General features: G+C 70.4%; 24 protein-coding genes and 1 riboswitch. Of the genes, 7 read left to right on the top strand and 17 right to left on the bottom strand.

Annotation, left to right across the window (positions count from 1 at the left end; translation table 11 throughout):
• From M4J07_RS34590 to M4J07_RS34580, 3 genes are all read right to left on the bottom strand, one after another.
• Positions 1–392 (bottom strand): EamA family transporter (locus M4J07_RS34590; RefSeq protein WP_255978544.1); only part of this gene is annotated, 392 nt, incomplete at its 3' end.
• A gap of 413 nt (positions 393–805) precedes the next feature.
• A complete protein-coding gene (locus tag M4J07_RS34585; RefSeq protein WP_255978540.1) occupies positions 806–1,846 on the bottom strand; it encodes an EamA family transporter in 1,041 nt (346 codons plus the stop codon).
• A gap of 81 nt (positions 1,847–1,927) precedes the next feature.
• Positions 1,928–2,452, bottom strand: a complete 525-nt coding sequence (locus tag M4J07_RS34580; protein ID WP_374215137.1) for a Clp protease N-terminal domain-containing protein — start codon at positions 2,450–2,452, stop codon at positions 1,928–1,930.
• Positions 2,453–2,615: 163 nt separating this feature from the next.
• Between M4J07_RS34580 and M4J07_RS34575 the strand changes: the two genes are divergently transcribed.
• Both M4J07_RS34575 and M4J07_RS34570 read left to right on the top strand, forming a co-directional pair.
• Positions 2,616–2,804 carry a hypothetical protein gene (locus M4J07_RS34575; protein ID WP_255978536.1) on the top strand — a complete coding sequence of 63 codons (189 nt, stop codon included), beginning with the start codon at positions 2,616–2,618 and terminating at the stop codon, positions 2,802–2,804.
• Positions 2,805–2,925: 121 nt separating this feature from the next.
• A complete protein-coding gene (locus M4J07_RS34570) occupies positions 2,926–3,354 on the top strand; it encodes a type II toxin-antitoxin system Rv0910 family toxin (protein WP_255978534.1) in 429 nt (142 codons plus the stop codon).
• Between the two features lie 98 nt (positions 3,355–3,452).
• Here M4J07_RS34570 and M4J07_RS34565 read toward each other — a convergent pair whose 3' ends face one another.
• Entirely contained in the window at positions 3,453–4,076 is a 624-nt protein-coding gene (locus tag M4J07_RS34565) for a PadR family transcriptional regulator (RefSeq protein ID WP_255978531.1), read from the bottom strand.
• Between the two features lie 240 nt (positions 4,077–4,316).
• Here M4J07_RS34565 and M4J07_RS34560 point away from each other — a divergent pair, with 240 nt between their 5' ends.
• Complete coding sequence (locus tag M4J07_RS34560; protein ID WP_255978528.1) at positions 4,317–5,126, top strand: PhzF family phenazine biosynthesis protein; 810 nt, start codon at positions 4,317–4,319, stop codon at positions 5,124–5,126.
• A gap of 4 nt (positions 5,127–5,130) precedes the next feature.
• On the opposite strand, the gene M4J07_RS34555 is transcribed toward M4J07_RS34560, so the two are convergent.
• Positions 5,131–5,931, bottom strand: coding sequence for a CPBP family intramembrane glutamic endopeptidase (locus tag M4J07_RS34555; RefSeq protein WP_255978526.1), 801 nt, complete (start codon positions 5,929–5,931; stop codon positions 5,131–5,133).
• A 189-nt stretch (positions 5,932–6,120) separates the two neighbouring features.
• Here M4J07_RS34555 and M4J07_RS34550 point away from each other — a divergent pair, with 189 nt between their 5' ends.
• On the top strand, positions 6,121–7,893 hold the full coding sequence (locus M4J07_RS34550; protein WP_255978523.1) for a substrate-binding and VWA domain-containing protein: 1,773 nt from the start codon (positions 6,121–6,123) through the stop codon (positions 7,891–7,893).
• Positions 7,894–7,899: 6 nt separating this feature from the next.
• Here M4J07_RS34550 and M4J07_RS34545 read toward each other — a convergent pair whose 3' ends face one another.
• The gene (locus M4J07_RS34545) at positions 7,900–9,420 is read right to left on the bottom strand and encodes a glutamate-cysteine ligase family protein (RefSeq protein WP_255978520.1); all 1,521 of its coding nucleotides are present in this window, start codon (positions 9,418–9,420) and stop codon (positions 7,900–7,902) included.
• A 535-nt stretch (positions 9,421–9,955) separates the two neighbouring features.
• On the opposite strand from M4J07_RS34545, the gene M4J07_RS34540 reads away from it, so the two are divergent.
• Both M4J07_RS34540 and M4J07_RS34535 read left to right on the top strand, forming a co-directional pair.
• Positions 9,956–10,540: a hypothetical protein gene (locus M4J07_RS34540; protein ID WP_255978518.1), complete on the top strand. Its 585-nt coding sequence runs from the start codon at positions 9,956–9,958 to the stop codon at positions 10,538–10,540.
• Positions 10,541–10,885: 345 nt separating this feature from the next.
• Positions 10,886–11,086 (top strand): DUF5999 family protein, encoded by a 201-nt coding sequence (locus tag M4J07_RS34535; RefSeq protein ID WP_305128558.1) that lies wholly within the window; start codon positions 10,886–10,888, stop codon positions 11,084–11,086.
• 76 nt (positions 11,087–11,162) lie between these two features.
• Here M4J07_RS34535 and gcvP read toward each other — a convergent pair whose 3' ends face one another.
• Positions 11,163–14,048, bottom strand: a complete 2,886-nt coding sequence (gcvP, locus tag M4J07_RS34530; protein WP_255978514.1) for an aminomethyl-transferring glycine dehydrogenase — start codon at positions 14,046–14,048, stop codon at positions 11,163–11,165.
• Positions 14,049–14,232: 184 nt separating this feature from the next.
• Positions 14,233–14,328, bottom strand: a riboswitch (glycine riboswitch).
• Positions 14,329–14,442: 114 nt separating this feature from the next.
• Here gcvP and M4J07_RS34525 point away from each other — a divergent pair.
• On the top strand, positions 14,443–14,817 hold the full coding sequence (locus M4J07_RS34525) for a PRC-barrel domain-containing protein (protein ID WP_255978512.1): 375 nt from the start codon (positions 14,443–14,445) through the stop codon (positions 14,815–14,817).
• Positions 14,818–14,828: 11 nt separating this feature from the next.
• On the opposite strand, the gene M4J07_RS34520 is transcribed toward M4J07_RS34525, so the two are convergent.
• The 10 genes from M4J07_RS34520 to M4J07_RS34475 form a co-directional block, all read right to left on the bottom strand.
• The gene (locus M4J07_RS34520) at positions 14,829–16,187 is read right to left on the bottom strand and encodes a DNA polymerase IV (protein WP_255978510.1); all 1,359 of its coding nucleotides are present in this window, start codon (positions 16,185–16,187) and stop codon (positions 14,829–14,831) included.
• Between the two features lie 46 nt (positions 16,188–16,233).
• Positions 16,234–16,854 (bottom strand): MerR family transcriptional regulator, encoded by a 621-nt coding sequence (locus M4J07_RS34515; RefSeq protein WP_255978508.1) that lies wholly within the window; start codon positions 16,852–16,854, stop codon positions 16,234–16,236.
• 192 nt (positions 16,855–17,046) lie between these two features.
• Positions 17,047–17,520: a bifunctional nuclease family protein gene (locus M4J07_RS34510; RefSeq protein ID WP_005475662.1), complete on the bottom strand. Its 474-nt coding sequence runs from the start codon at positions 17,518–17,520 to the stop codon at positions 17,047–17,049.
• 85 nt (positions 17,521–17,605) lie between these two features.
• Positions 17,606–18,337 carry a transcriptional regulator FtsR gene (ftsR, locus tag M4J07_RS34505; protein WP_255978494.1) on the bottom strand — a complete coding sequence of 244 codons (732 nt, stop codon included), beginning with the start codon at positions 18,335–18,337 and terminating at the stop codon, positions 17,606–17,608.
• 27 nt (positions 18,338–18,364) lie between these two features.
• Positions 18,365–19,306, bottom strand: a complete 942-nt coding sequence (locus M4J07_RS34500) for an FHA domain-containing protein (RefSeq protein ID WP_255978542.1) — start codon at positions 19,304–19,306, stop codon at positions 18,365–18,367.
• Between the two features lie 82 nt (positions 19,307–19,388).
• The gene (locus tag M4J07_RS34495; protein WP_255978492.1) at positions 19,389–20,255 is read right to left on the bottom strand and encodes a DUF881 domain-containing protein; all 867 of its coding nucleotides are present in this window, start codon (positions 20,253–20,255) and stop codon (positions 19,389–19,391) included.
• Between the two features lie 5 nt (positions 20,256–20,260).
• Positions 20,261–20,593 (bottom strand): small basic family protein, encoded by a 333-nt coding sequence (locus M4J07_RS34490; protein ID WP_008749169.1) that lies wholly within the window; start codon positions 20,591–20,593, stop codon positions 20,261–20,263.
• Entirely contained in the window at positions 20,590–21,495 is a 906-nt protein-coding gene (locus tag M4J07_RS34485) for a DUF881 domain-containing protein (protein ID WP_255978481.1), read from the bottom strand. Before M4J07_RS34485 ends, M4J07_RS34490 begins: the two co-directional genes overlap by 4 nt.
• 90 nt (positions 21,496–21,585) lie before the next feature.
• Positions 21,586–24,081 carry a mannose-1-phosphate guanyltransferase gene (locus tag M4J07_RS34480; protein WP_255978479.1) on the bottom strand — a complete coding sequence of 832 codons (2,496 nt, stop codon included), beginning with the start codon at positions 24,079–24,081 and terminating at the stop codon, positions 21,586–21,588.
• Between the two features lie 114 nt (positions 24,082–24,195).
• Positions 24,196–24,804: a CDP-alcohol phosphatidyltransferase family protein gene (locus M4J07_RS34475; protein WP_255978477.1), complete on the bottom strand. Its 609-nt coding sequence runs from the start codon at positions 24,802–24,804 to the stop codon at positions 24,196–24,198.
• Positions 24,805–24,955 lie beyond the last annotated feature (151 nt).

The following is a 24,955-nucleotide window of genomic DNA, read 5'->3' as shown; positions in this document are numbered from 1 at the left end:
GCGAGCGCCCCCGCGACCGCGAGCAGCCCGCCCCGGCCGATCCGCTCCCCCAGCAGCACGCGCGCCCCGGCCGCGATGAGCACGGGTCCCGCGCCGAGCGTCACCACGGTCGCCACGGCGAGGCCGGTCACCCCGACGGCGGCGAAGTAGGCGGTCTGGAACACGGCGAGCGCCAGACCGAGCACGGTCAGCCGGACGCTCCGGCGCCCCCTCGGCTCCCGCGTCACGGACCGCGGCGTACGGCGCAGTGTCCGCGCCAGGACGAGCAGGACCAGGCCACCGGCGCACCGCCAGAACGACAGGGCCAGGGGGCCGAGGTCGCTGACGCGGAACACCAGGGAGGCGGCGGCGCCGGCGGTGCCCCAGGCGACACCGGCGACGACGAGGTACATCAGGCCGCGCGCGACCGGCAGCGGGGCGCGGGCAGCGGAATCTTCGGTGGCGGCGGACAGGGTCGAGCCCGCCGAGACGGCATGCGACACGTGGATCTCCACGAAGAGGGTCCCGGACGTCCGGGACCGAGGGACACGGACCGACGTGGTGCGGGCAGCCGTGACCGCGGAGTCCCTCCAGGAGTTCACGCACCGCCCGCAGCGGGGCCCGGCAGACCGATCCACCCCGCTCGGCGGGGAATCGAAGCCCACCCTCGGGCGGCCCGGCGCATCCCACGGCACCGCCCCGACCCGCACGCGCGGGTCAGGCGGCAAGGGAGCCACCGGGTCGGCCCAGGTCCGGCCAGAAGCCGGACAGGCCCTAGCCGGCCGGCGGCGGGAGAACGAGCCAGTGCGTATGCATGATCGCGAGCCTAGACGGCCCGGCCCGACCGGGACAACGCGGTTTCCCGCTCCTCCTCGTCGGGCTGGTCGGGCTCGTCGGGCGCCTGCGACGTCGGCTGCTCCGGCTTCGACGACTGGGCGATGAACGCCCCGACCAGCACGACGGCACCACCGAACAGCTGCGGCGCCGAGAGGTGTTCGCCGAGCAGGACCCAGGCGAGCACGGTCGCGATGACCGCCTCCAGGCACGCCACCACACCGGCCACCTGCGGCGACAGCTTGCGCACCGAGACCACCCCGGTGACGTAGGCGACCACGGTGGCGAGCAGCACGATCCAGCAGAGCAGCAGCCAGGCGGGCACGGACGTGCCGTTCATGTCGGCGCTGCCCGCGAGCACCGACCAGTCCATCCCCCAGGGGCGGGCGATGACGGTGAGCAGGACGGCGCCCACCAGCAGCCCGTACGCGATCACACCGAGCGGGTCCGGCACCTCGCCCCCGGAGGCCCCCGCGTCGGTGCCCTGATCGGACAGGACGAAGTAGCCGACCTGGCAGCAGGCGGCGCCGAGCGCGAGCAGCAGCCCGAGCGCGTCGAAGCTCAGCCCGGCCCACACCTCGACGACACAGGCGAGGCCGCCGACCGCGAGGACGACGCCCAGGGCGGCGGCCTTCGTGACCGGCTTGCGCTGCACGAACCGCACCCAGCCGAGCACCAGCGCGGGCGCCAGGTACTCGATGAGCAGGGCGACGCCGACCGGGATCCGGGAGATCGCGGCGAAGTAGCAGGCCTGGACACCGGCGACCGCGAGCAGTCCGAACCCGGCGAGCAGCGCGGGCCGGGTCCTGACGAGGGAACGGTGCCGCCAGGCGATCGGCAGCATGACGAGCGCGGCGCCCGCGACCCGCAGCCACACCACGTAGAGGGAGTCGAGCCCCGCCTCGATCAGCGGTTTGGCCGCGACTCCCGAACCGCCGAACGCCAGCGCCGAGACCAGGGCGAGCCCCAGTCCGAAGCCGCGCGAGCTGGTTCCCTGACTCCCCTGAGACCCCTTTGACCCGTGCACCGGCACATCATGACAGGGCGAGTCAGGACCGTCACCCCCAATGACCCCTGTCTCACAGAACGGACGCGTCCTGCTGCGCGGGGAGCGTCAGTTGAGCCGCTGCCGCAGCCGGGACACGTCGACCCCGGCCCGGCCGAGCACCTCGACGGCCCGGCACTCCATGTCCTCGGCGAGCGCGGCCAGGACGTCGACGCCCCGGGCCCGCTCGTCCCCGCGGGCGGTGGCCCGCTCGACGCCCGACTCCATCGCGGCGGCCGCGACGGACGACCAGCCGGGAGCGCCCCGGACGACCGGAACTGCGCCGGAGTCCTCGACGGAGCCCTGCCACTGCAGCCCGTATCCGATGCTGCGCTGCACGAGGTAGCCGAGCAGCCGGGCGACCTGGCCGCCGTCGGCGAAGGCGTCGCGCACCTCCGGATCGGTCTCCAGGAGGGAGTGCAGCAGATGGGCGGTGTCGATCTGGCGGTCCCCGTCCCGCACCGCACGGCGCCGCGCGCCCGCGACGACCAGGGCCAGCTCGTCACTGAGCGGGGCGTCCGGGAGATGGGCGGCGTCCGAAGGGGTAGGGCTTTGCACGTATCCCACCTCATCAGCCCCGATGCACAGGAACATCCCCGTCGGGGAGCATCTTCGCGTCCGACACAAGGTGGGCACGGGCGAGCGACATCTCCTCCTTACGGATGAGATCGTGCCGTTCTCCCCCGAGGGACGCGCGCCGCCTTGCGTTGCACCCGGGACGCAACCACGACCCCCTCGTCACTCGTCCCTCACAGACATGGAGAGCAGGTGCTGGCACGTGGCCCTGCCCGCGATCGACGGCAGGCAGTACGTGTACCGGGTGTACGCCCCGGACGACGCGCTGCCCGCCGACCTGTTCTGGGACGCCTGGCACTGCCACGACGAGGGGCCGCATCCGCGCGCGTACGACCTCTTCGACGCGGCGCGGATCGAGCTGGTGGGCTGAGCACCCGCGTCCAGAATTTCTGACGGTTCATCAGTATTGAATGTTCGAGGCCGCGCGGCTACGTTCCGCGACGACGCGACACCGCAGCCCGTCATGGCTCTCGACTCAAAGGGGTGGCCGCATGGCCGAAGTCAGCGCGGAAGCACGCATCGAGGCGCCCACCGAGAAGGTCTGGGCGCAGCTCACGGACTTCTCCTCGTACGGGGAGTGGAACGCCACCCACACGAGCTTCCCCAAGGGAGCTCCGGCCGCGCTGGAGGTGGGCGGCCAGTTCGAGGAGAACATGAAGCTGATGGGCTTCCCGGCCGAGGTCACCTGGACCGTCGAGGACCTTCAGACGCCGCGCACCCTCGCGATCCGCGGCAAGGGGCCGATGGGCGTGAACGTCGGCACGCGCTACACGCTCACCCCGGACGGCGACGCCACGACGGTGCGCATCGACGGCGAGTTCACCGGCGCCGCGGTCTCCCTGATGGCGGGCAAGCTCAAGGACTCGGCGACGGCCGCGCTCAACGAGTCGCTGCGCAAGCTGGGCGGCCTGGTGACCTGACGCCGCTCCCCCGCCGCACCCACGCGAAGAGGCGCCCCGCACCATCAGGTACGGGACGCCTCTTCCGCGCTCTGTCCCCGTCAGGAGCCCGCACGGGCTCAGTCCTCGTCGGCGAGGATCAGGTACAGCTTCTTGCGCGCGTCGGTGATGACGGAGAGCGCCTTGTCGCGCTGCTCCTTGCTGCCGGTCTTCCAGACCTGGCCGAACGCCTCCATCAGACCGAAGCCGGCCTGCCGGATCTCGTTCATGGCCTCCCAGTCGACGCCTCGACCGGCCTCCTCCCAAGGGGCGTCGGGCCCCTCTTCGGCGGCGGTGGCGCCCGCGTCGGTGAGCGAGAAGAGCTTCTTGCCGCCCTCGCTCGCGCTGGTGATCAGGCCCTCGTCCTCGAGCAGCTGGAGCGTCGGGTAGACCGAGCCGGGGCTCGGCTTCCACGCGCCGCCGCTGCGCTCGGCGATCTCCTGGATCATCTCGTAGCCGTGCATCGGGCGGTCCTTCAGCAGCGCCAGGATCGAGGCGCGCACATCGCCGCGCCGTGCCCTGCCGCGCGGCCCGCCGCCTCGGCCGCCGCGCCCGCCCCAGGGGCCGCCGGGCCCACCGAAGCCCGGGCCGAAGGGGCCGAACGCCGCGCGCCGGCCCTCGAAGCCGCCGCGCTCGAAGTCGCCCCGGCCCTGGTGGCCGGGTCCGTGGTGTCCATGTCCGTGGTCGTGTCCGTGGGTACGCATGGGAATCAGTCCTTTCACAACTGATCGTGGGTTTCGTTGACCGCGATCATTGACCGATCGCGATGCCTCAACGATATATCGGAACAGTTCGCATGGCAACACCCACCGAGGAAACCGTCGCGGCGCCCGTCGATCCGGGGGCGCCCGCGCCGAGGACGGGCCGCCGTCCGCCGGAAACGGGGCCAGGCGTGCCGGATTGGCCTTGGGCACCGGGCGCGGACCTCAATTACCGTCTCCGACATGCGTATTCGTATCGTCGACGCCTTCACCGACCGGCCCTTCGCCGGCAACCCCGCCGGAGTGCTGCTCCTCGACGCCTTCCCGGACGACGCCTGGCTGCAGAGCGTCGCCGTCGAGGTCAATCACGCCGAGACCGCCTTCGCGCACCCGCTGCCCGAGGGAGGCGAGGCCGACTGGGCGCTGCGCTGGTTCACCCCGGCCACCGAGGTCGACATGTGCGGCCACGCCACGCTCGCCACCGCCCACGTGCTGCACTCCACGGGGACGACGAAGGGCCCGGTCCGGTTCGCCACCCGCAGCGGTGTCCTGGTGGCCACCCCGCACGAGGACGGCTCGCTCACCCTCGACTTCCCGACCGCACCGCTCACCGAGGAGCCGGTGCCCGCCGGCCTCGCCGAGGCGCTCGGGGCCCGCCCGCTGTCCGTGCACGACACGGGCCCCTCGGTCGGCGACCTGCTGGTGGAACTGGCCGACGAACGGACCGTGCGGGGCCTCGCCCCCGACCTGCGGGCGCTCGCCGCGCACTCCCGGCGGGGCGTGATCGCCACGGCCCGGGCCGCGGACCCGGCCGCCGGGCACGACTTCGTGTCCCGCTGCTTCTTCCCGAACGTCGGCATCGACGAGGACCCGGTGACCGGCAGCGCGCACACGGCACTCGCCCCGTTCTGGGCGGGCCGGCTGGACCGCACCGACCTGACGGGACTGCAGGCGTCGGCCCGCACCGGCCTGGTCCGCGTCGGCCTGCGCGGCGCCCGCACCCTGCTCACCGGCAGCGCCGTCACGGTCATCGACGGCGAGCTGACCGCCTGACGCGCTAGGCGGTGGGCAGCCAGTCCACCTTCCCCGCGAGCAGCGCGTATCCGACGAACGCCCCGATGTCCAACAGGGAATGGGCCACCACCAGTGGCCCGACCCGCCCCCACCGCCGGTACAGGTAGGCGAAGACGACGCCCATCGCGAGGTTCCCGAAGAATCCGCCGATGCCCTGGTACAGGTGGTACGAGCCGCGCAGCACGGACGACGCGACGAGCGCCGTGCCCGGCGTCCAGCCCAACTGGCCCAGCCTGCGCAGCAGGTACCCGACGACGATGACCTCCTCCAGTACGGCGTTCTGCACCGCCGAGAGGATCAGCACCGGGTACTTCCACCACACGTCGGGCAACGCCTCCGGCACCACCGTGAGGTTGAAGCCGAGGCCCCGGGCGGCCAGATAGAAGGCGATCCCGGTGCTGCCGATGACGGCGGCGACCGCCGCGCCGCGCGCCCCGTCGAACCACGGCCGCGTCCGGTCGAAGCCGATCGTCCGCAGGCTCTCGCCCTCGCGCAGCAGGAAGTGCGCGACCAGTGCGACGGGCACCAGGGCGCTCGCGATCCCGAACAACTGCCATGCGAGATCCAGCCACGGACGGCCGGGCGCCGCCGAGGCGTTGAGGGTCGCCGCCTGATCCTTCAGACCACCCGGTTTGGTGACCGATCCGACAAAGCTGATCAGCGCGGACACGCCACTCGCACCGAGCGAAAGCCCCAATACGAGCAGTGTCTCGTCCCGGAGAATTCGCCGCGAGAACCCCTCATTGGGAAAAGAACCGGCCACGGACCCCGCCTCCACCTGCACACCTGACTCCACTTCAGTAATCCCGCCTCATCCCTCACGTCGCCCCGCTAGGGTCTCGAATGCAGGTACGAAGATCGCGCGCGACAGGCCGAGGGGGACGGTGCGCCGCAGACCGCCGCACCGCTCCCTCCCCTTGCTTCACCGCTTATATCGCAACTGCCTTTATGGCTCAGGGAGGGCTCCACCGCCATGGGACGTCACAGCAGCATGCCCGACGAGTACGGGACGGCCACCGCCGGCCCGCGGCCTCGGTCGCGCGGCCGCATGGTGGCCATCGCGACGGCCCTCGTCCTCGTCGTCGCGGCGGGCACGGCCCTGGCGGTCCGGAGCGACCTGCTCGACCTCGGTGGCGCCTGCGGCGACGAGGTCCACCTGGAGGTGGTGGCGTCGCCCGACATGGCGCCCGCGCTGCGCGAAGCGGCCGACCACGCCCACGACAAGCAGATCACCTCCGACGGCAACTGCCTCGACGTCCGGGTCACCGCCCGCGACGCGTACAAGGTCGCCGACACCCTGCGGTCGGGCGGCGCGAAGCCGGACTTCCAGGTGTGGGTGCCCGACTCGGACCTGTGGCTCCAGCGCGTGGAACAGAACGCGAAGGCGACGAAGGTCACCACGGCGGGGAACGTCGCGTCGTCGCCGATCGGCGTGGCCATGGTGCCGTCCGCCGCGAAGGCGTTCGGCTTTCCCCGCAAGACGTACAGCTGGACCCAGCTGACCGGCGCCGCGATGGAGGACGACAAGCTGCGGCTGGGCGCCGCCGACCCGGCGCGCAGCGCCACGGGCCTGCTCGCGCTCACCAAACTGGCCGCGTCGGCGAAGGGTGCGGGGGACAAGGACGGCACCCAGGCCGCCGCGATGGCGAAGGTCCTGTCGCAGCGCACGTCCGACACCGACGGCCAGCTGATGGACACGGTGGCGCGCGACGCGTCCGGCACCGAGGAGGGCAACCCGCGGCGCAACCAGGCACTGGTCCTGTCCGAGCAGGCCGCGTACGCCCACAATTCCGACGTCGGTGAGGACAGCGCCCTCGACCTCTTCTACCCCAAGGACGGCTCGCCCCAGCTGAACTACCCGTTCTCGCTGGTCGACGAGCCGTCGATGACCACCGACGAGAGCCGGGCCGCGGTCCGCTTCATCACGCTGCTCGGGGCGCCCGAGGGCCGCTCGATCCTGGAGAAGCACGGCTTCCGCACCGAGGGCGGCGCCTCGCCCGACGCGGTCGCCGCCGAGGCGGGCGCCCGCGCCCCGCAGCCGTACACGGAACCCTCCTCCGACCCGGCCACCGGCGAACAGCTGGAGGAGACCCTCGGCATGTGGACGATCACGGTGCAGAGCGCCCGGATCACCACGGTCGTGGACGCCTCGGCCTCGATGGCCAACCTGGTGCCGGGCCGCGGCCAGTCCCGCATGGAGGTGACGAAGGCGTCCATGCTGGCCGCCCTGTCGACGTTCACGCCCGAGGACGAGATCGGGCTGTGGGAGTTCGCCACGCTGCTCGACGGGACCCGCGACTACAAGAAGCTCGTGCCCACCGAGCGCCTCGGCGACCGCAAGGGCGCCGGCACCCAGCGCGACCGGCTGTCGGCCGCGTTCACCGGCCTGCAGCCGGTGCCCGGCGGAGCGACCGGCCTGTACGACACGACGCTGGCCGCCTACAAGGAGGCCACGTCGTCGTACAAGAGCGGCAAGTTCAACGCCCTGGTGGTGGTGACCGACGGCGTCAACCAGGACCCGGACTCGGTCTCCCGCAGCAGCCTCATCTCCCAGCTGGAGAGCCTCTCCGACCCCGAGCACCCGGTGCCGCTCATCGCCATCGCCGTCGGACCCGACACCGACAAGGACGAGATCGAGCAGATCGCCGAGGCCACCGGCGGTTCGGGCCACCAGGTGAGCGACCCGGCCGACATCCAGCAGGTGATCCTCAAGGCGATCATCGAAGCGGGCGCGAAGACCAACTGACCCGGCTCAGCCGAGCGGCACCGCGGGCTCCGGCAGCCCCACCGGCCAGCTGTGCACGGGCTCCCCGACGTGCATCAGCTCGCAGTACCTGCGGGTGGTCGCCGCCAGCGCCGCGTCCCGCGCGAGTCCGCTCTCCAGGGCCCGGTGGTACGTCGCCGCCTGCCACGCGGCCCCGTTCGTCCGCAGCCGGCACCGCTCCTCGATCACGCCCAGGTAGTGGTCGCGGTCGGCCGGTTCGACACCCCACGCGTCGAGCCCGGCGGCCGCGAGCGGCAGCAGCTCGTCCCGTACGAGGGCCACGGCCGGCACCCGTTCCGTACCGCCGAACCGGCCCCGGCGCGGCCATTCGAGACGTGCCTCGATGCCGTGCCGGCAGGCCTCGTCGAAGTTGCGGGCGGCCGCGTCGAAGGAGAGCCGCGACCACACGGGCCGCGCGTCCTCGGCGAGCGCGCGGACGATGCCGTAGTAGAAGGCGGCGTTGGCGATGACGTCGGTGACGGTGGGCCCGGCGGGCAGCACCCGGTTCTCCACGCGCAGGTGCGGCACGCCGTCGACGACCCCGTACACGGGCCGGTTCCAGCGGTACACGGTGCCGTTGTGCAGCACGAGTTCGGCGAGGCTCGGCACCCCGCCCTCGTCGAGGACGTCGAGCGGCCGCTCCTCGTCCAGGATCGGCAGCAGCGGCGGAAAGTACTTCAGGTTCTCCTCGAAGAGGTCGTACGCCGACGAGATCCACCGCTCCCCGAACCAGGTCCGCGGCCGCACCCCCTGGGCCGCCAGCTCGGGCGGCCGGGTGTCCGTGGACTGCTGGAACAGCGGCGGCCGCGACTCGCGCCACAGCTCGCGCCCGAACAGGAACGGCGCGTTGGCGCCCAGGGCGATCTGCACCGCCGTCACCGCCTGCGCCGCGTTCCACACGTCGGCGAAACGGCCGGGGGTGACCTGGAGGTGCAACTGCACGGACGTGCACGCCGCTTCGGGCGCGATCGACGACGACGTGCAGGTCAGCCGCTCCACCCCGGCGATGTCGAGCGCGAAGTCCTCGCCGCGCGCGGCGACGATCTGATCGTTGAGCAGCGTGTAGCGGTCGACGTCGGAGAGGTTCGCGGAGACCAGGTCCTGCTGGCTCAGCGTCGGCAGAATGCCGATCATCACGATCCCCGCATCGACCTCGTTGGCCTTGCGGTGGGCATAGCCGAGCCCGGTGCGCAGCTCTTCCGCGAGCTGGTCGAGAACGCGCCCGCCGAGCCGGTGCGGCGCAATGTTCACTTCGAGATTGAACATCGCGAGTTCGGTCTGGAAATCACGGCTCGCAATGCGCTCCAGTACTTCCGCATTCATCATTCTCGGCATGCCGTCGGGTCCCGCGAGATTCAGCTCGATCTCCAGACCCATGAGATTCCTGGGCCGATCGAACCGCTTCTCGTCCAGCAGCCGCGCGAGTCCCTCCAGACACTCCTTGAGCTTGTCCCGGTAGCGCCGCCGGTCGGCCAGATCGACCGCTCCCGCAACGACCTTCTCCCCCATGGAAGCGTCCCCTCCTCGCATGGACGACCCGGCGAAATCCCGTCCCGGCCGCGTGTCACGGTGGATGATGCCCAGGCAATGTGATCGATAACGCCCCGCGCGGGCCCGCGGAGCAGTACGCTCCTGGCAGTTACCCCACGGCACATTCCTTAGGCATGCGGCCGTCCGCAGATTCATTCGTCACGGATCTGGTGAAAAACACCGATCGGATTCAGCCGACCGCCCGCTCGAAAGACGCCGAGGTCATCGGGGCGCCACTCACCGGAAACCCGGAAGAATACCCATGAAACAGCGTCAGGACGACGACCGAATAGCACCTTGCCCATCTCTCGGGACGTGCTAGCGGAAACACCGTGTGAACACGCGTCGTATAAACTCCGCGGACGAGACAGAGAGTTGGCGCCCGCGGCCGAGGCCCCCGCCCCCTCTGGCCCGCGCACTCCCGCGTACCTACGCACTCCGCAGCTGACAGCGCCGTCCGCTCGTCCCGCACCGCCCTCGTACCACGTGCCTGTCGAATGAGAGGCGACCCACCATGCCGCTGCATGTCCCCCCGGCTCCCGCGCCCGCCCTGCGCAGCGTTCTCACGGCCCTCGGTTCCCCCACCGTCGTCCGTGAGGCCCGCACTCCGTCCCTGCGCGCCGCACAGGGACCAGCCAGTCCCGAACTCCCTTTGCCCGTCCACGTGTTGGACCACATCACCGAGACCACCGGACCCTCCCGCGCCCGCCTCACCGGCTGGCGCTTCCTGATCCGCTGCGGGGAGCGGGCGGTGGCCGCGGCCGACACGATGCTCACTCCCGACGGCTGGACCTTCTCGCACTTCTTCGAAGGCCCCTACGTCACGTCCACCGAGCGGGCCCTGCGCCAGGCGGAATCCCTGCCGAAGCGCTATCAGCCACGGCTGCTCTCGGTGCCCGAGCTCTACATGCTGACGCTGTGGCTGCACGGCGACTGCACGGCCGACGCCGCGAGCGGCCATCCGGCGGCCGACGACCTCCTGGTCCCGCTCGCCCCCGCGCCCCCCGGCATCGCCGCCCACCGCCCGCACCGGGTGGCGGAGCTGCTGCCGGTCCTCACCCACCGGCTGACGCCCGCCCGGGCCACCCTGCTCGCCTGACGCGACCGGAGACCGATCCACCACCAGACCTGTGCCCCGCGCCGTCCGCCGTCCGGTCGCGGGGCACAGCCATGCGCCCCGGCCCCGTCGGGCCCCACCGGACTAGCCCGGTCCGGCCACCCCGAACCACCCGAAGGGACAGTGCAGTTGAACTGAACCGTCCGTGCGGGTGATGCGTCTCCATCCAGTGAGGACCGCTGCTACGAAATCCCTGCGGATTGACGCCCACAGGGCAACACTGGGTTCCGGACCGAATGAAAACGGGGGGCGGCCATGAACAAGCCTTCGAGCCGCAGCACGGACAGCAACGTCATCGACATCACTTCGCAGCGAAAGATCCCATCCATGTGCCAGCACAAGCCTTCTTGCCCGACAGCTGAATCCGCGGACCGGGAAGCCGCGCTCCCCGTGGCCCACCACCCGGAGCAGGGCTGGAGCCTGCTGTGCAATGGGGTCCTCCTGTTCGAGGACACGGGCGAGCTGCTGCCCAACGGCACGATCATCGCTCCGCACCGCCCGCTGGGCCCGGTGGTGACGGCGGCGTAGGACTCGCCCCGTCAGGGGCGCGGGGTACTGCGCGACCAGCCACACTCAGCCGGCGGCCGCGCAGCCCCCTCGACCGTCACGCCTCGTAGGCGTCCAGCGGCGGGCAGGAGCAGACCAGGTTCCGGTCGCCGAAGGCCTGGTCGATCCGGCGCACCGGCGGCCAGTACTTGTCGGAGGCCTCGACCCCGGCGGGGAAGACACCCTCCTCACGGGTGTAGGCGTGCTCCCAGTCGCCGCCCAGCATCCCGGCCGTGTGCGGAGCGTTCCGCAGCGGATTGTCCTCCGCCGGCCACTCGCCCGACGCGACCTTCTCGATCTCCCCGCGAATGGCGATCATCGCCTCGCAGAAGCGGTCGAGCTCCCCGATGTCCTCGCTCTCGGTCGGCTCGATCATCAGCGTCCCCGCCACCGGGAACGACATGGTCGGCGCGTGGAACCCGTAGTCGATGAGCCGCTTGGCGATGTCGTCGACGCTGACCCCCGTCGCCTTGCTGATCGGCCGCAGGTCGATGATGCACTCGTGCGCGACCAGCCCGGCGGGGCCGGTGTACAGCACCGGGAAGTGCGGCTCGAGCCGCTTGGCGATGTAGTTGGCGGAGAGCACGGCGACCTGCGTCGCGCGCTTCAGGCCCTCGCCGCCCATGAGCCGGACGTACGCCCACGAGATCGGCAGGATCCCGGCGGAGCCCCACGGCGCGGCGGAGATCGGGCCGACGCCCGTCTCGGGACCGGCGCTCGGCTGCAGCGGGTGGTTCGGCAGGTACGGCGCGAGGTGCTCGCGCACACCCACGGGGCCGACACCGGGACCGCCGCCGCCGTGCGGGATGCAGAACGTCTTGTGCAGGTTCAGGTGCGAGACGTCGCCGCCGAAGTGCCCCGGCTTGGCGAGCCCGACCAGCGCGTTGAGGTTGGCGCCGTCGACGTACACCTGGCCGCCCGCGTCGTGCACCGCACCGCAGATGTCGGCGACGTGCTCCTCGAAGACGCCGTGCGTCGACGGGTACGTGATCATGAGGACGGCGAGCTGGTCGGCGTACTGCTCGATCTTGGCCCGCAGGTCGTCGATGTCGACCTCGCCGTCGTCGGCGGTCTTGACGACGACGACCTTCATGCCGGCCATCACGGCGCTCGCCGCGTTCGTCCCGTGCGCGGACGACGGGATGAGACACACGGTGCGCTGCTCGTCGCCGTTGGCCCGGTGGTAGCCGCGGACGGCGAGCAGACCGGCCAGCTCACCCTGCGAGCCGGCGTTCGGCTGCAGCGACACCTTGTCGTAGCCGGTGACCTCGGCGAGCCGCTCCTCCAGCTCCTTGATGAGCGTCAGATAGCCCTTCGCCTGCTCGGCGGGGACGAACGGGTGCAGCTGACCGAACTCGGGCCAGGTGACCGGTTCCATCTCCGTCGTCGCGTTGAGCTTCATCGTGCAGGAGCCCAGCGGGATCATGCCGCGGTCGAGCGCGTAGTCCCGGTCGGCGAGCTTGCGCAGGTAGCGCAGCATCGCGGTCTCGGAGCGGTACTGGTGGAACACCGGGTGCGCGAGGAAGTCGTCGGTGCGCAGCAGGCCCTCGGGCAGCGCCTCGGCGACCTCGGCGTCCAGCGCCTCGATGTCCGCGTCGACCCCGAAGGCGCCCCACACCGCGGCGAGCTGGTCCCGCGTGGTCGTCTCGTCGCAGGCGACCGACACCAGGTCGGCGTCGACGAGCCGCAGGTTGACCCCGCCCTCGCGGGCGGCACGCACCACGTCGGCGGCCTTGCCCGGCACGCGCACGGTCACGGTGTCGAAGTACGCGCCGTGCACGACCTCGACGCCGCCCGCCGTCAGACCCGCGGCCAGCAGGTTGGCGTACCGGTGGGTACGCCGCGCGATGGACTTCAGGCCCTCCGGCCCGTGGTAGACGGCGTACATGCCGGCCATCACGGCGAGCAGCACCTGGGCGGTGCAGATGTTGCTGGTCGCCTTCTCGCGGCGGATGTGCTGCTCACGGGTCTGCAGGGCCAGGCGGTACGCCTTGTTCCCGTCCGCGTCGACGGACACGCCCACGAGGCGGCCGGGCAGCGACCGCGCGAACTTCTCGCGCACGGCCATGTAGCCGGCGTGCGGCCCGCCGAAGCCCATCGGCACACCGAACCGCTGCGTGGTACCGACGGCGATGTCCGCGCCCAGCTCACCGGGCGAGGTCAGCAGCGTGAGGGCGAGCAGATCGGCGGCGACGGTGACGATCGCGCCCAGCTCGTGCGCCTGCTCGACGACGGGCTTGATGTCCCGCACGGCGCCGGAGGCACCCGGGTACTGCACGAGGACGCCCACCACACCGCGCTCGGCGACCTCGGCGGGGATCCCGTCGCTCAGATCGGCGACGACGATCTCGACGCCGGTCGGCTCGGCGCGCGTCTCGATCACGGCGACGGTCTGCGGCAGCGCGTCGGCGTCGACGACGTAGACGCCGTTCTTGACCTTGCCGATGCGCCGCGACAGCGCCATCGCCTCGGCGGCGGCCGTGCCCTCGTCGAGCAGGGAGGCGCCGGAGGTCGGCAGCCCGGTCAGCTCGGCGACCATGGTCTGGAAGTTGAGCAGCGCCTCCAGGCGGCCCTGCGAGATCTCCGGCTGGTACGGCGTGTAGGCCGTGTACCAGGACGGGTTCTCCATGACGTTGCGCAGGATGACGGGCGGCGTGAACGTCCCGTAGTAGCCGAGCCCGATCATGGAGCCGAGCACCTGGTTGCGATCGGCGAGGGAGCGGAGCTCGGCGAGCACCTCGGCCTCGGTCCTGGCACCGGGCAGCGCGAGCGCCTCGGCGCTCTTGATCACATCCGGCACCGCGGCCGCCGTCAGCTCGTCGAGCGAGCCGTAGCCGACCTGCGCGAGCATCTTGGCCTGCGCGGCGTGGTCAGGACCGATGTGGCGCTGCTCGAAGGGAATTCCCTGCTCCAGCCGGGAGAGCGGAATACGATGGGCGGTCATGGCGGAGGCCTCCTGGTCATTGCGACCTGCGAGGGGCACCACGGCGCGGGTGCCCGGACGGCCTCCCCCTCTGTCATCTCAACCTGAGAGCTTCACCGGCCCGCCCGCGAGAACACGGAGCACGCCGACTTTCACCGTCGGTGAGAGCGGAAACCGTGCACCCCGCCCTGCTTTCCAGAGTGACCTCGTCCGTGCGGTACAGGGGCCTGAGAGATTCCGGGGAGGAGTTGCTCCTTCGGCGCCTCCGACGACGGTCGGAGGACTCTCCCGCACGGGGTCAGCAGCCGTCTGCCAGCCTACCAGCGGCGACTTGCCCCGAATCCTCGAGTGGCCGCCTTCCCCAATGTGCTCTTTCGTAGTGCTTACAGATGAGTTGCGATCAGCTGGAGGCACCGTGCAGACCGATGTCGATCCGCGCAATCTGATCGGCCGCAAGGCGTTCGACCGCAACGGAACAAAGATCGGCACGATCGACGAGGTCTACCTCGACGACGCCACGGGCGTTCCGGAATGGGCCGCGATACGGACGGGGCTCTTCAGCCGCGACGCCTTCGTCCCCCTGGAGCCGAGCGAACTGGTCGACGGCATCCTGCACGTCCCCTTCGAGCGCTCCCTGATCAAGGACGCCCCGGACTTCGGCGTGGGCCGCCACCTCTCCCCCGAGCAGGAACTCCAGCTCTACCACCACTACGGCCTGGACATCACGGCTCCGCAGACCCCCGACGTCACGTTCGGCCACATCGCGGGCACGGAGGACGACCCGACCTGAGACCCGGACCGCTACAGCTCGACGAGGGGCAGCGGGTCGGCCGGCTCCAGCTCGGGATCATCCACCGCGAACGTCCTGACCCGCCCCGGCCCCGTCGAGTACGGCGTCTCGAACCGCACCGTCACCCGCCCCACCCCGCTCCCCTGCACCCACCCGGCACCGAACTCGGCGTGCCGCACATCGTGCCCGGCCATCCATCTCCGCTCGGCCGGCTGCTCGGCGGGGGCCGCCTCCTCGGCGGCCTCCTCCTCCGCCACGGCGGCGTCCCGGTCCTCCACGTCCTCGGCCTCCTCCGCCGCGGCAGCCTGGGCGAAGAGGTCCTCCTGCGTGTAGTCGGCGAGGCCGCTCACGCCGACGCCGAGCAGCCGCACCCCACCGGTCGTGTCCACCGCCTCGAGCAACCGCGCGGCGGCCTCCCGCACGACCCCGGGATCGTCCGTCGGCCCCCGCAGGGTCTCGGACCGCGTCAAGGTCGAGAAGTCGTACCTGCGCACCTTCAGCACCACGGTCCGCCCCGACCGCCCGGCCCCGCGCAGCCGCTCCACGCACCGGTCCGCCAGCCGCTGCACCTCCATGCGGACCCGCACCCGGTCGTGGATGTCCACGTCGTACGTGTCCTCCACCGACACGGACTTCGAGTCCCGCTCCGCGACCACCGGCCGCTCGTCGTGCGCGAGCGCCATGGCGTACAGATGGCCGCCGTGCGCCTTGCCGAGCAGCCGCACCAGCTCGTCCTCGCCCGCCTCGGCGATCTCCGCCACGGTGAGGATGCCGGCCCGCCGCAGGTGGTCCCCGGTCGCGGGCCCGACGCCGGGCAGAATCCGCACCGACTTCGGGGCGAGCAGCGCCCGCTCGGTGCCCGGGCGTATCAGCACGAGCCCGTCCGGCTTGGCTTCCTCCGAGGCGATCTTGGCCACCATCTTGGACGCGGCGAGCCCCACCGACCCGGTGAGCCCGGTGACCCGCCGGATGTCGGCTCGCAACCGAAGCCCGACAGCCTCGGCGGACACCTCGTCCCAGGCCGCCTCACCGGCCTCCAGATCGACGAACGCCTCGTCCAGGCTCAGGGGCTCCACCAGCGGCGAGAGCGCCCGCAGAAGGGCCATCACCTGCTCGCTGACCTCCCGGTACAGCCGGAACCGCGGCACGAGGTACGCGGCATGGGGCGCGAGCCGCCGCGCCTGCCCCATCGGCATCGCGGAGTGCACCCCGAACCTGCGCGCCTCGTACGACGCCGTGGCCACCACACCACGGGGCCCGAGCCCGCCGACGACGACCGCTTTCCCGCGCAGGCTCGGCTTCGCCGCCTGCTCCGCAGAGGCGTAGAAGGCATCCATGTCGAGATGCAGGATCGTGGGCGCGGCTCTCACGTCCTCGATGCTGCCCTACGCCACTGACAACGCGGCCGTATGAGCCTCACACAGCCCGGTTGCGCCGCCTCGCGAGCTCGTCGGCGGGATGGTGTCCGACGAGCGTCTCGCCGGTGTCCACGCGCTCCCCGTGCAGCTGGGACAGGGCGCTCTCCACGTCCCGCCACACCACGCCGACGGCGATCCCGAAGATCCCCTGCCCGCCCTGGAGCAGATCGTGCACCTCGGCCGGCGACGTGCACTCGTAGACCGTCGCCCCGTCGCTCATCAGCGTCATCCGCTCCAGGTCCCGGAAGCCCTGCTCGCGCAGGTGCTGCACCGCGGTGCGGATGTTCTGCAGCGAGACGCCCGTGTCCAGGAACCGCTTGACGACCTTGAGGACGACCACGTCCCGGAAGCTGTACAGACGCTGCGTCCCCGACCCGTACGCGGGCCGCACGCTGGGCTCCACAAGACCGGTTCTGGCCCAATAGTCGAGCTGCCGGTAGGTGATCCCGGCCGCGGCACACGCGGTCGGCCCCCGGTATCCGATCTGCTCGGAAGTCGCGTCGCCGTTCTCCCCCGCCACCGCAGGCACCACCTGCGGGCGCTGCGGAGTGTGATCGGCCGCGCTGCCGTGAAACGAGTACGGACCGCCCGTCGCCGTACCGTCGCCGCTGCTTCTCACGCCGACCTCCTCATTGACCTGCCTTCTCGACGGTAGGCAGTCGCAGGGGGTGCGTCAACGAACGCCACACTCGCCACGCCGAGTGATAATCACCCTAGGAGTGGTTTCCCGTGTCCGACCGCGGGGAAAGGCTAGCCGAATGTGCCGAGGCGGCCGCCGTAGGGCGACCGCCTCCTGGTCACTGCACGCCGGTCACTGGCTGTTGGTCCCGAAGTCCTCGGGCGAGATCTGGTCGAGGAACTCGCGGAACTTCTCCACCTCGTCCTCCTGCTCGTCCGGGATCGCGATCCCGGCGTCGTCCAGGACCCCGTCACTGCCGAAGATCGGCGTTCCGGTGCGCAGGGCGAGCGCTATGGCGTCGGACGGGCGGGCGCTGACCTCGACCCCGCTGGCGAAGACCAGCTCCGCGTAGAAGACGCCTTCCCGCAGATCCGTGATGCGTACTTCGGTGAGCTCCTGTCCGACCGCTTCCAGCACGTCCTTGAACAGGTCGTGCGTCAGCGGACGCGCGGGGGCCATGCCCTGCTGGGCGAAGGCAATGGCCGTCGCCTCCCCCGGTCCGATCCAGATGGGGAGGTAGCGGTCGCCTCCCACTTCACGCAGGAGCACGATCGGTTGGTTGGAGGGCATTTCGACCCGGACACCTACGACGTCGAGCTCGTTCACACAGCAACCCTAGGACGTGCCCGGCCGGTTTGGGTAGTCGGGCATGCGCCGCAAGCCGGGCCTGCGTCGCTCGCCCGCCCTGCGATCAGGGCAGACGCACCCCGAGAGCGGTCTGCACAAGTGCCGCGTGCAACCTCACCGTGAGGCCCGCCATCTCCTTGGCGCGAGCCTGCGCGAGGGCCCTGGTCTGCGGGTTGCGATGCACCTTGAGCGGTGCCACGACCGAGTCGATCAGCCCGGCCTCCCGGTCCGCGGCGGCCCGCATGACCCGCAGGTGCCGCGGCTCGATGCCGAACCGCCCCAGCTCGCTCACCAGCTCGGCGACGAGTACGGCCGAGGCGTCGTAGGCCCCGTCCGACAACGGGGCGATGAGCCCGTACGACTCCCATTCGGCGAGCTCCGCCTCGTCGATCCCGGCGGCGGCGAGCAGCTCGTCCCGGCCGACCCGGGCGGCCGTCGGACCGTCGTCGCCCTCCTCGCCCACGTCACCGGGGCGCCCAGGAGCGGGAACGGGCAGGGTCTCGCCCCGCTCCAGGGCGTCGAGCTGCTCCTTGATGACCTTCAGGGGCAGGTAGTGGTCACGCTGCATCCGCAGGACGTGTGCGAGCCGCTCGACGTCGTCCGGGCTGAACTTGCGGTAGCCCGAAGGCGTCCGCTGTGGCTCGATGAGGCCCTCCGACTCCAAGAACCTGATCTTGGAGATGGTGACTTCGGGGAACTCCTCGCGCAGCACGTTCAGTACGGTGCCGATGCTCATCAGCCGACTGTCCATGGTGGCGGTGCCGCCTGCGGCACCGCCCCTCGGTGTGTGAAGCATGGACCTTCCTGAAGGTTCGCTGACGGTTCAGATACCTCGCTGGCTCGCGTAGAACACCAGCCGGTACTTGCCGATCTGCACCTCGTCGCCGTTGTTCAGCGTCACGGAGTCGATGCGCTCACGGTTCACGTACGTCCCGTTGAGGCTGCCGACGTCGGCGACGGTGAACGAGCTGTCCTGCAGGCGACGGAACTCCACGTGGCGGCGCGACACGGTCACGTCGTCCAGGAAGATGTCGCTCTGCGGGTGGCGGCCCGCCGTGGTCAGCTCGCCGTCCAGGAGGAAGCGGCTGCCCGAGTTCGGACCGCGGCGCACCACCAGGAGCGCCGAGCCGAGCGGCAGGGCGTCGACCGCGGCCTGCGCCTCGGGCGACAGGGCAGGAAGCTGCGTCTGGCCGGTGGCCTCCGGGTCGTACGACTCGAGCCCCGAGATGGAGATCGTGGACGTCGTCTCGGACGGCCCCTCCGGCGCCGCACCGCCACGCAGCGGCGCACCGCAGTTGGAGCAGAACCGGCTGTTCTCGCCGTTCCGGTTTCCGCACCTCGTACACACCAGGGCCGACATGGACGGATCCTCCTGCCGCGGCTGCCCCGCGGGGGCTTGGGACGCGTACGGGCCGGGACCAAACCCTCCACCCGTACTTGAGGTTGACGGTTCCCCGAAACCTATGCGGCCGGAACCGGCAGGGTCAACAGACGACGCGCCCTGTCCGCCCGAATTGTCACCGCCGACCTGATCGCGGAAGAGCGGGCGCTCGCCCACCTGCGTCTCCGGCACATCTCCCTGGCGCGGCGCACGATGACGGTTGTCCTCACGTGCGCTCTTGCCGAACAACTTCGCAAACAACTTCACGGGCGATTCCCCTTGACCGAAACAGACCCGCCCGTGGGGCAGGACGAACCCTGACTGCACACATCGGCGTACATCACTGACACGGACATCCTCACAACGTCCGTATCCGCCAAACAGTTTCCACCACGCACCCCGCGTATGGTGCGCCGACCCCCCGCAACCTCATGCCCACGCACGACATCCCCCATACACCCCCGCCTCACTGCGAGGACGACCGAGCGTAGTCAGGCCGCTGCGCCGCCCGCAAGGCGTCCACGACGATCTTCTCCGAGCGGCTCACGGCGACCGTGGCCTGCTCCTTCTCCAACGTCTGCACCACACCTCCAGGGATGTTGAGCGCCGGTTCGAGGTCCTGCGGCTTGCCGATGACCTTGAAGCGATACGGCTGACTGATCTTGTGTCCGTCCACGCTCACCCCCTTCCCTCCGGTTCCGTCCGTCAGATACGTGTTGGCCACGACGCGGACGTCATTCACCTGAATCGCCTCCGCGCCGGCGGCCCGCAGCTCCTGGATCGCGTCGAGCAGCATGTCCGCCTCGACGGCCCCCTTCGTGTCCGTGACCGTCATCGTGATCCCGGGGCCCTGCGCGGCCACGGTGCCCGCCAGAATGCCGAGTTGACGTTCCTTCTCGACCGTCTGCTTGCGGGCCTCCTCGGCCTGGTCCGAGCTGTTCTCCAGTTCGGTGCGCTGGTCCTCCAGACCCTGCTTCTCATCCTCCAGACGCTGCGTACGGTCGTCGAGTTCATCGAGGATGCGAACAAGATCTTCCTGACGGGCACCGCGCAGCGCACTGTTGTCGCTCGTGGACCGCACCTGGATGGCGAGTCCGAGGCCCAGTACGAACAGCAGCACAGCCACCGTGAGTTGGGCGCGCGACACGCGCGGCGGCCACAGTCCCTTCACGAGCCGCTGACGCCCGGTCAGCTGCGGCTCGGCGGACTGCTCCGGCGCCTGCGCTCCGGGCGCTCCCGGCCCGGAGACGACCTCGGCCGGCAGCTCCCTGCGCAGCCGGTGCTCCTGCTCGGCGGGGGTGTTCCGCTCGCCGTTCTCGTCTGCGTCGCTCATCGGCCTCACGCCCGGAACACGTGCCGTCGGATGGCGGCCGCGTTGGAGAAGATTCGGATGCCGAGGACCACGACGACACCGGTCGACAACTGCGCACCGACGCCCAGCTTGTCGCCCAGGAAGACGATGAGCGCGGCCACGACGACGTTCGACAGGAACGACACGACGAAGACCTTGTCGTCGAAGATCCCGTCCAGCATGGCGCGCAGCCCGCCGAACACCGCGTCGAGCGCCGCGACCACGGCGATCGGAAGGTAAGGCTCGACGACCGCCGGAACCTCGGGCCGGACGAACAGCCCGACCACGACTCCCACGACGAGGCCCAGTACGGCGATCACGATGTGCCCTTCTGCTCTGCTCTCGGCTGTGCTGTACGAACGATCACGCTGGGGGCGGCCGGGACCTTGATGTCGTCCTGGGCCGAAATGCTGGTCCGGATCCCGAAGTTCTCCTGCAGGGCGTGCAGATACATCCCGTCAGGACTGTTCTGGAACCGGGTGCTCAACCGCTGCCCGTCCCCCACCGCGAGCACCGTGTACGGCGGCACCAGCGGCTTGTTGTCGACCAGTATCGCGTCACCCGCGGCCCTGATCGCGGACAGTGCGGTGAGCCGCTGTCCGTTGATGCTGACGGCCTCGGCACCGGACTGCCACAGACCGTTGACGACCCGCTGCATGTCCCGGTCGCGCACCCGACCGGTGTCGGAGAAGCCCGCGCTCTCCCGCGGCCCGCCACCGCCGCTCGTCTGCGCCGACTTGGCGTCGTCGACGACGAGCCGCACGCCGGGACCGTGCACGGCGACGGCACCCGACAGCAGACCCACCAGCTCGCCCTGATCACCGCCGTGCTTCTTCAACGCCTCGCGCTGCATGTCCCCCACGTCGGTCCGCAGCGAGTCGACCCGGTCCTCCAACTTGTCGGCGGACTCGGTCTCCTGGTCGATGCGGTCGATGAGCTCCTCGCGCTCCTTGGCCACGACGGGTGCGGCGATCCGTGCCTCCGCGGCGCCCACGGTCACCACGAGCGCGGCGAGCACCAGACCGGCCGCGAGTCCCAGTTTCGCCCGCAGTGTCTTCGGCAGTCCGCTCTGTCCCTGCGCCTGCTTACGGGCCGCGGCCTCCGCGTAGCCGTCGTCCAGGCTGTGGTCCATCACATTGGTCAGCAGCGACATGGAAGCATCGGGGCGCGACGGGCGCTTGGGGGTGCTCCGAACGGGGGGCTGCTGCGGCATGCCGCACATCGTCGCACGTGGCGGCCGCTACCTCCGAATGGCCCCACCGACGCGCCGGTCGGCACCCCCGGGGGGCACCGACCGGCTTGCCGTACGGGCTCAGCGCCCGGCGCTGTCCACGACCGCCGACCACTCGTCGAGCAGCTGCTGGGCGGAGGCGTCGTCGGGCCCCTCGGCCCACAGGTGGGTGACGGCCTCGGCCGGGTCGGGCAGCACCATGACCCAGCGCCCGTCGGCCTCCACGACCCGCACACCGTCGGTGGTGTCCACCGACCGGTCGCCGGCCTCCTCCACGACCCGCCGCATGACGAGCCCCTTCACGGCCCACGGCGTCGCCAGGTCCCGCTTGAGCACGTGGGCCCGCGGAATCCGCGCATCGATCTGGCTCAACGTCAGCTGCGTACGCGCCACGAGCCCGATGAGCCGCACGAAGGCCGCGGCCCCGTCGAAGACGCTGCTGAACTCGGGCACGATGAACCCACCACGCCCGTCACCACCGAAGATCGTCGACTCGTCGCGGCCCACGCGCGTCAGATCGTCGGGCGACGTGGTCGTCCACTCCACCTGCGTCCCGTGGTACGCGGCGACCTGTTCGGCGATGCGCGTCGTCGTCACCGGCAGGGCCACCCGCCCGCTGCGCCGCTCGGCCGCCACCAGGTCGAGCATGACGAGGAGCGCACGGTCGTCCTCGACGATCCGCCCCTTCTCGTCGACCAGCGAGAGCCGTTCACCGACCGGGTCGAACCGCACCCCGAAAGCGGCCCGCGCCGACGCCACGATCTCACCGAGCCGCACGAGCCCGGACCGCCTGGCGTCCGCCGTCTCCGTGGGCCGCGATTCGTCGAGCCCCGGATTGATGGTCAGCGAGTCGACGCCGAGCCGGCCCAGCAGGCTGGGCAGCACGAGCCCGGCGCTTCCGTTGGACGCGTCGACCACGACCTTGAGCCCGGCATCGGCGATCCCGGTCGTGTCCACGTTCCGCAGCAGCGAGCCCGTGTACGAGTCGAAGACGCTCGACGGGAAGTGCAGGTCACCGATCTCGCCGGGGAACGCCCGGCGGTACTCCTGGCGCGCGTACACCCGGTCCAGCTTCCGCTGGCTCGCCTGCGACAGGTCGGCCCCGCGCTCGTCGATGAACATGATGTCGACGGAGTCCGGCACCCCCGGCGTCGTCCGGATCATGATCCCGCCGGCGCTGCCCCGCGCGGTCTGCTGCCGGGCGACGGGCAGCGGCACGTTCTCCAGGTCCCGTACGTCGATGGCGCTGGCCTGCAGCGCGGAGATGACGGCCCGCTTGAGCGCACGGGCACCACGTGAGTGGTCACGGGCGGTGGTGACGGTCGAGCCCTTCTTGAGGGTCGTCGCATACGCTCCCGCGAGCCGTACGGCGAGTTCCGGGGTGATCTCCACGTTCAGGATTCCGGAGACGCCCCTGGCCCCGAACAGGTGCGCCTGCCCGCGGGACTCCCAGATCACCGACGTGTTGACGAAGGCGCCGGCTTCGATCGTCTTGAAGGGGTAGACGCGCACATTGCCCTGGATGATCGATTCCTCGCCGACGAGGCACTCGTCGCCGATGACGGCGCCGTCCTCGATCCGGGCGGCCCCCATGATGTCGGTGTTCTTGCCGACGACGCAGCCCCGCAGATTGCTGTGCCGGCCGATGTAGACGTTGTCGTGGACGACAGCCCTGTGCAGGAAGGCCCCGCTCTTCACGACGACGTTCGAGCCGACCACCGTGTGCTCGCGGATCTCGACGTCGGCCTCGACCTTGGCGTAGTCACCAATGTAGAGCGGCCCGCGCAGCACGGCGTCGGGATGCACCTCGGCGCCCTCGGCGACCCAGACTCCCGGGGAGATCTCGAACCCGTCGAGCTCCACGTCGACCTTGCCCTCGAGCACATCGGCCTGAGCCTTCACATAGCTCTCGTGGGTGCCGACGTCCTCCCAGTACCCCTCGGCCACATAGCCGTAGACGGGCTTGCCTTCCTTCATCAGCTGCGGGAAGACGTCCCCGGACCAGTCGACCGGAACATCGGCCTCGACGTAGTCGAAGACTTCGGGCTCCATCACGTAGATGCCCGTATTCACGGTGTCCGAGAAGACCTGTCCCCAGGTCGGCTTCTCGAGGAAGCGCTCGACCTTTCCCTCTTCGTCGACGATCGTGATGCCGAACTCAAGAGGATTGGGCACACGCGTCAGACAGACGGTGACGAGCGCACCCTTTTCCTTGTGGAAATTGATGAGCTCGGTGAGGTCGAAATCAGTCAGGGCGTCACCGGAGATGACGAGGAACGCATCGTCCTTCAGCGCTTCCTCGGCGTTCTTCACGCTGCCGGCAGTGCCGAGTGGCTTCTCCTCGTTGGCATAGGTGAGCTCCATCCCGAGCTCTTCGCCGTCACCGAAATAGTTCTTGACCAATGAAGCCAGGAACTGGACGGTGACCACGGTTTCGGTGAGCCCATGCCGCTTGAGCAACCTGAGCACATGCTCCATGATCGGCCGGTTGGCCACGGGCAGGAGCGGCTTGGGCATACTCGAGGTCATGGGGCGAAGGCGGGTGCCTTCGCCTCCGGCCATCACGACGGCCTTCATGTCGGAAGCGTCCTCCTTGAAGAGACGACGGTCTAGCCGACTGCGCCCGTCCTCAATGACCCTCGATTGTCAATGTCGGGGTCATCTGGCCTCAACCAACGCGCAATGGCGAGCTCAATCGGCCTTGGAGTCCGCCTTCACAAGACGGCGGACCTGAACCACGTAGAGGATCCCTGCCCACCAGTACAGCGTTGTACCCCATCCGGCGAACGCCCATCCGAAAATAGCAGCGAGCTCGTGGATCCAGCCACTTCCATCGCTCAGAAGCAGCAACGGGAACGCGTACATCAGGTTGAAGGTCGCGGCCTTGCCGAGGAAGTTCACCTGCGGCGGCGGATAGCCGTGCCGCCTGAGGATCCCCACCATCACCAGGAGAACCAGTTCTCGCGCCAGCAGTACGGCGGTCAACCAAATGGGAAGAATGTCGCGCCAGGTCAAACCGACCAAGGTGGACAAAATGTAGAGCCGGTCGGCGGCAGGGTCGAGGAGCCGCCCGAGGTTGCTGATCTGATTCCAGCGCCGGGCCAGCTTGCCGTCGAGATAGTCGCTGACACCGCTCAGCGCGAGCACGAGCAACGCCCAGCCGTCGCTCTTGGGACCACCGAACTCAGGCCTGAGGATCAGCCACAGGAAGAGGGGTACGCCGAGTAGACGCGCCATGCTGAGGATGTTCGGGATGGTGAGGACCCGGTCGGTCTGAACACGGGTCTCCTGGACCTCCACCCGGGGGCCTCCTGTGGGAAACGAGCCAACGATGCCCCATGACTTTACCCTCCGTCTCCGCCGGCACGACGGCAGGGGTCTGCCACCACGACCTCCAGAACGCAAAAAAGCCGGATTCCCGGACAGGTAACTGTCCGGGAATCCGGCTTTC

This window comes from Streptomyces longispororuber, assembly GCF_024448165.1.
GTDB lineage: Bacteria > Actinomycetota > Actinomycetes > Streptomycetales > Streptomycetaceae > Streptomyces > Streptomyces longispororuber_A.
Note: the sequence above shows the minus strand (reverse complement) of the source record. Positions and strands in the feature narration are given on the sequence as shown.

What these genes read in the sequence shown, in the direction of transcription:
- M4J07_RS34580 (WP_374215137.1), bottom strand. Translation starts at nt 2,452, where the DNA reads ATGTTCCTGTGCATCGGGGCTGATGAGGTGGGATACGTGCAAAGCCCT.
- M4J07_RS34575 (WP_255978536.1), top strand. Translation starts at nt 2,616, where the DNA reads ATGGAGAGCAGGTGCTGGCACGTGGCCCTGCCCGCGATCGACGGCAGG.
- M4J07_RS34570 (WP_255978534.1), top strand. Translation starts at nt 2,926, where the DNA reads ATGGCCGAAGTCAGCGCGGAAGCACGCATCGAGGCGCCCACCGAGAAG.
- M4J07_RS34565 (WP_255978531.1), bottom strand. Translation starts at nt 4,076, where the DNA reads ATGCGTACCCACGGACACGACCACGGACATGGACACCACGGACCCGGC.
- M4J07_RS34560 (WP_255978528.1), top strand. Translation starts at nt 4,317, where the DNA reads ATGCGTATTCGTATCGTCGACGCCTTCACCGACCGGCCCTTCGCCGGC.
- M4J07_RS34550 (WP_255978523.1), top strand. Translation starts at nt 6,121, where the DNA reads ATGGGACGTCACAGCAGCATGCCCGACGAGTACGGGACGGCCACCGCC.
- M4J07_RS34545 (WP_255978520.1), bottom strand. Translation starts at nt 9,420, where the DNA reads ATGGGGGAGAAGGTCGTTGCGGGAGCGGTCGATCTGGCCGACCGGCGG.
- M4J07_RS34540 (WP_255978518.1), top strand. Translation starts at nt 9,956, where the DNA reads ATGCCGCTGCATGTCCCCCCGGCTCCCGCGCCCGCCCTGCGCAGCGTT.
- M4J07_RS34535 (WP_305128558.1), top strand. Translation starts at nt 10,886, where the DNA reads ATGTGCCAGCACAAGCCTTCTTGCCCGACAGCTGAATCCGCGGACCGG.
- gcvP (WP_255978514.1), bottom strand. Translation starts at nt 14,048, where the DNA reads ATGACCGCCCATCGTATTCCGCTCTCCCGGCTGGAGCAGGGAATTCCC.
- ftsR (WP_255978494.1), bottom strand. Translation starts at nt 18,337, where the DNA reads ATGCTTCACACACCGAGGGGCGGTGCCGCAGGCGGCACCGCCACCATG.
- M4J07_RS34495 (WP_255978492.1), bottom strand. Translation starts at nt 20,255, where the DNA reads ATGAGCGACGCAGACGAGAACGGCGAGCGGAACACCCCCGCCGAGCAG.
- M4J07_RS34485 (WP_255978481.1), bottom strand. Translation starts at nt 21,495, where the DNA reads ATGTGCGGCATGCCGCAGCAGCCCCCCGTTCGGAGCACCCCCAAGCGC.
- M4J07_RS34480 (WP_255978479.1), bottom strand. Translation starts at nt 24,081, where the DNA reads ATGAAGGCCGTCGTGATGGCCGGAGGCGAAGGCACCCGCCTTCGCCCC.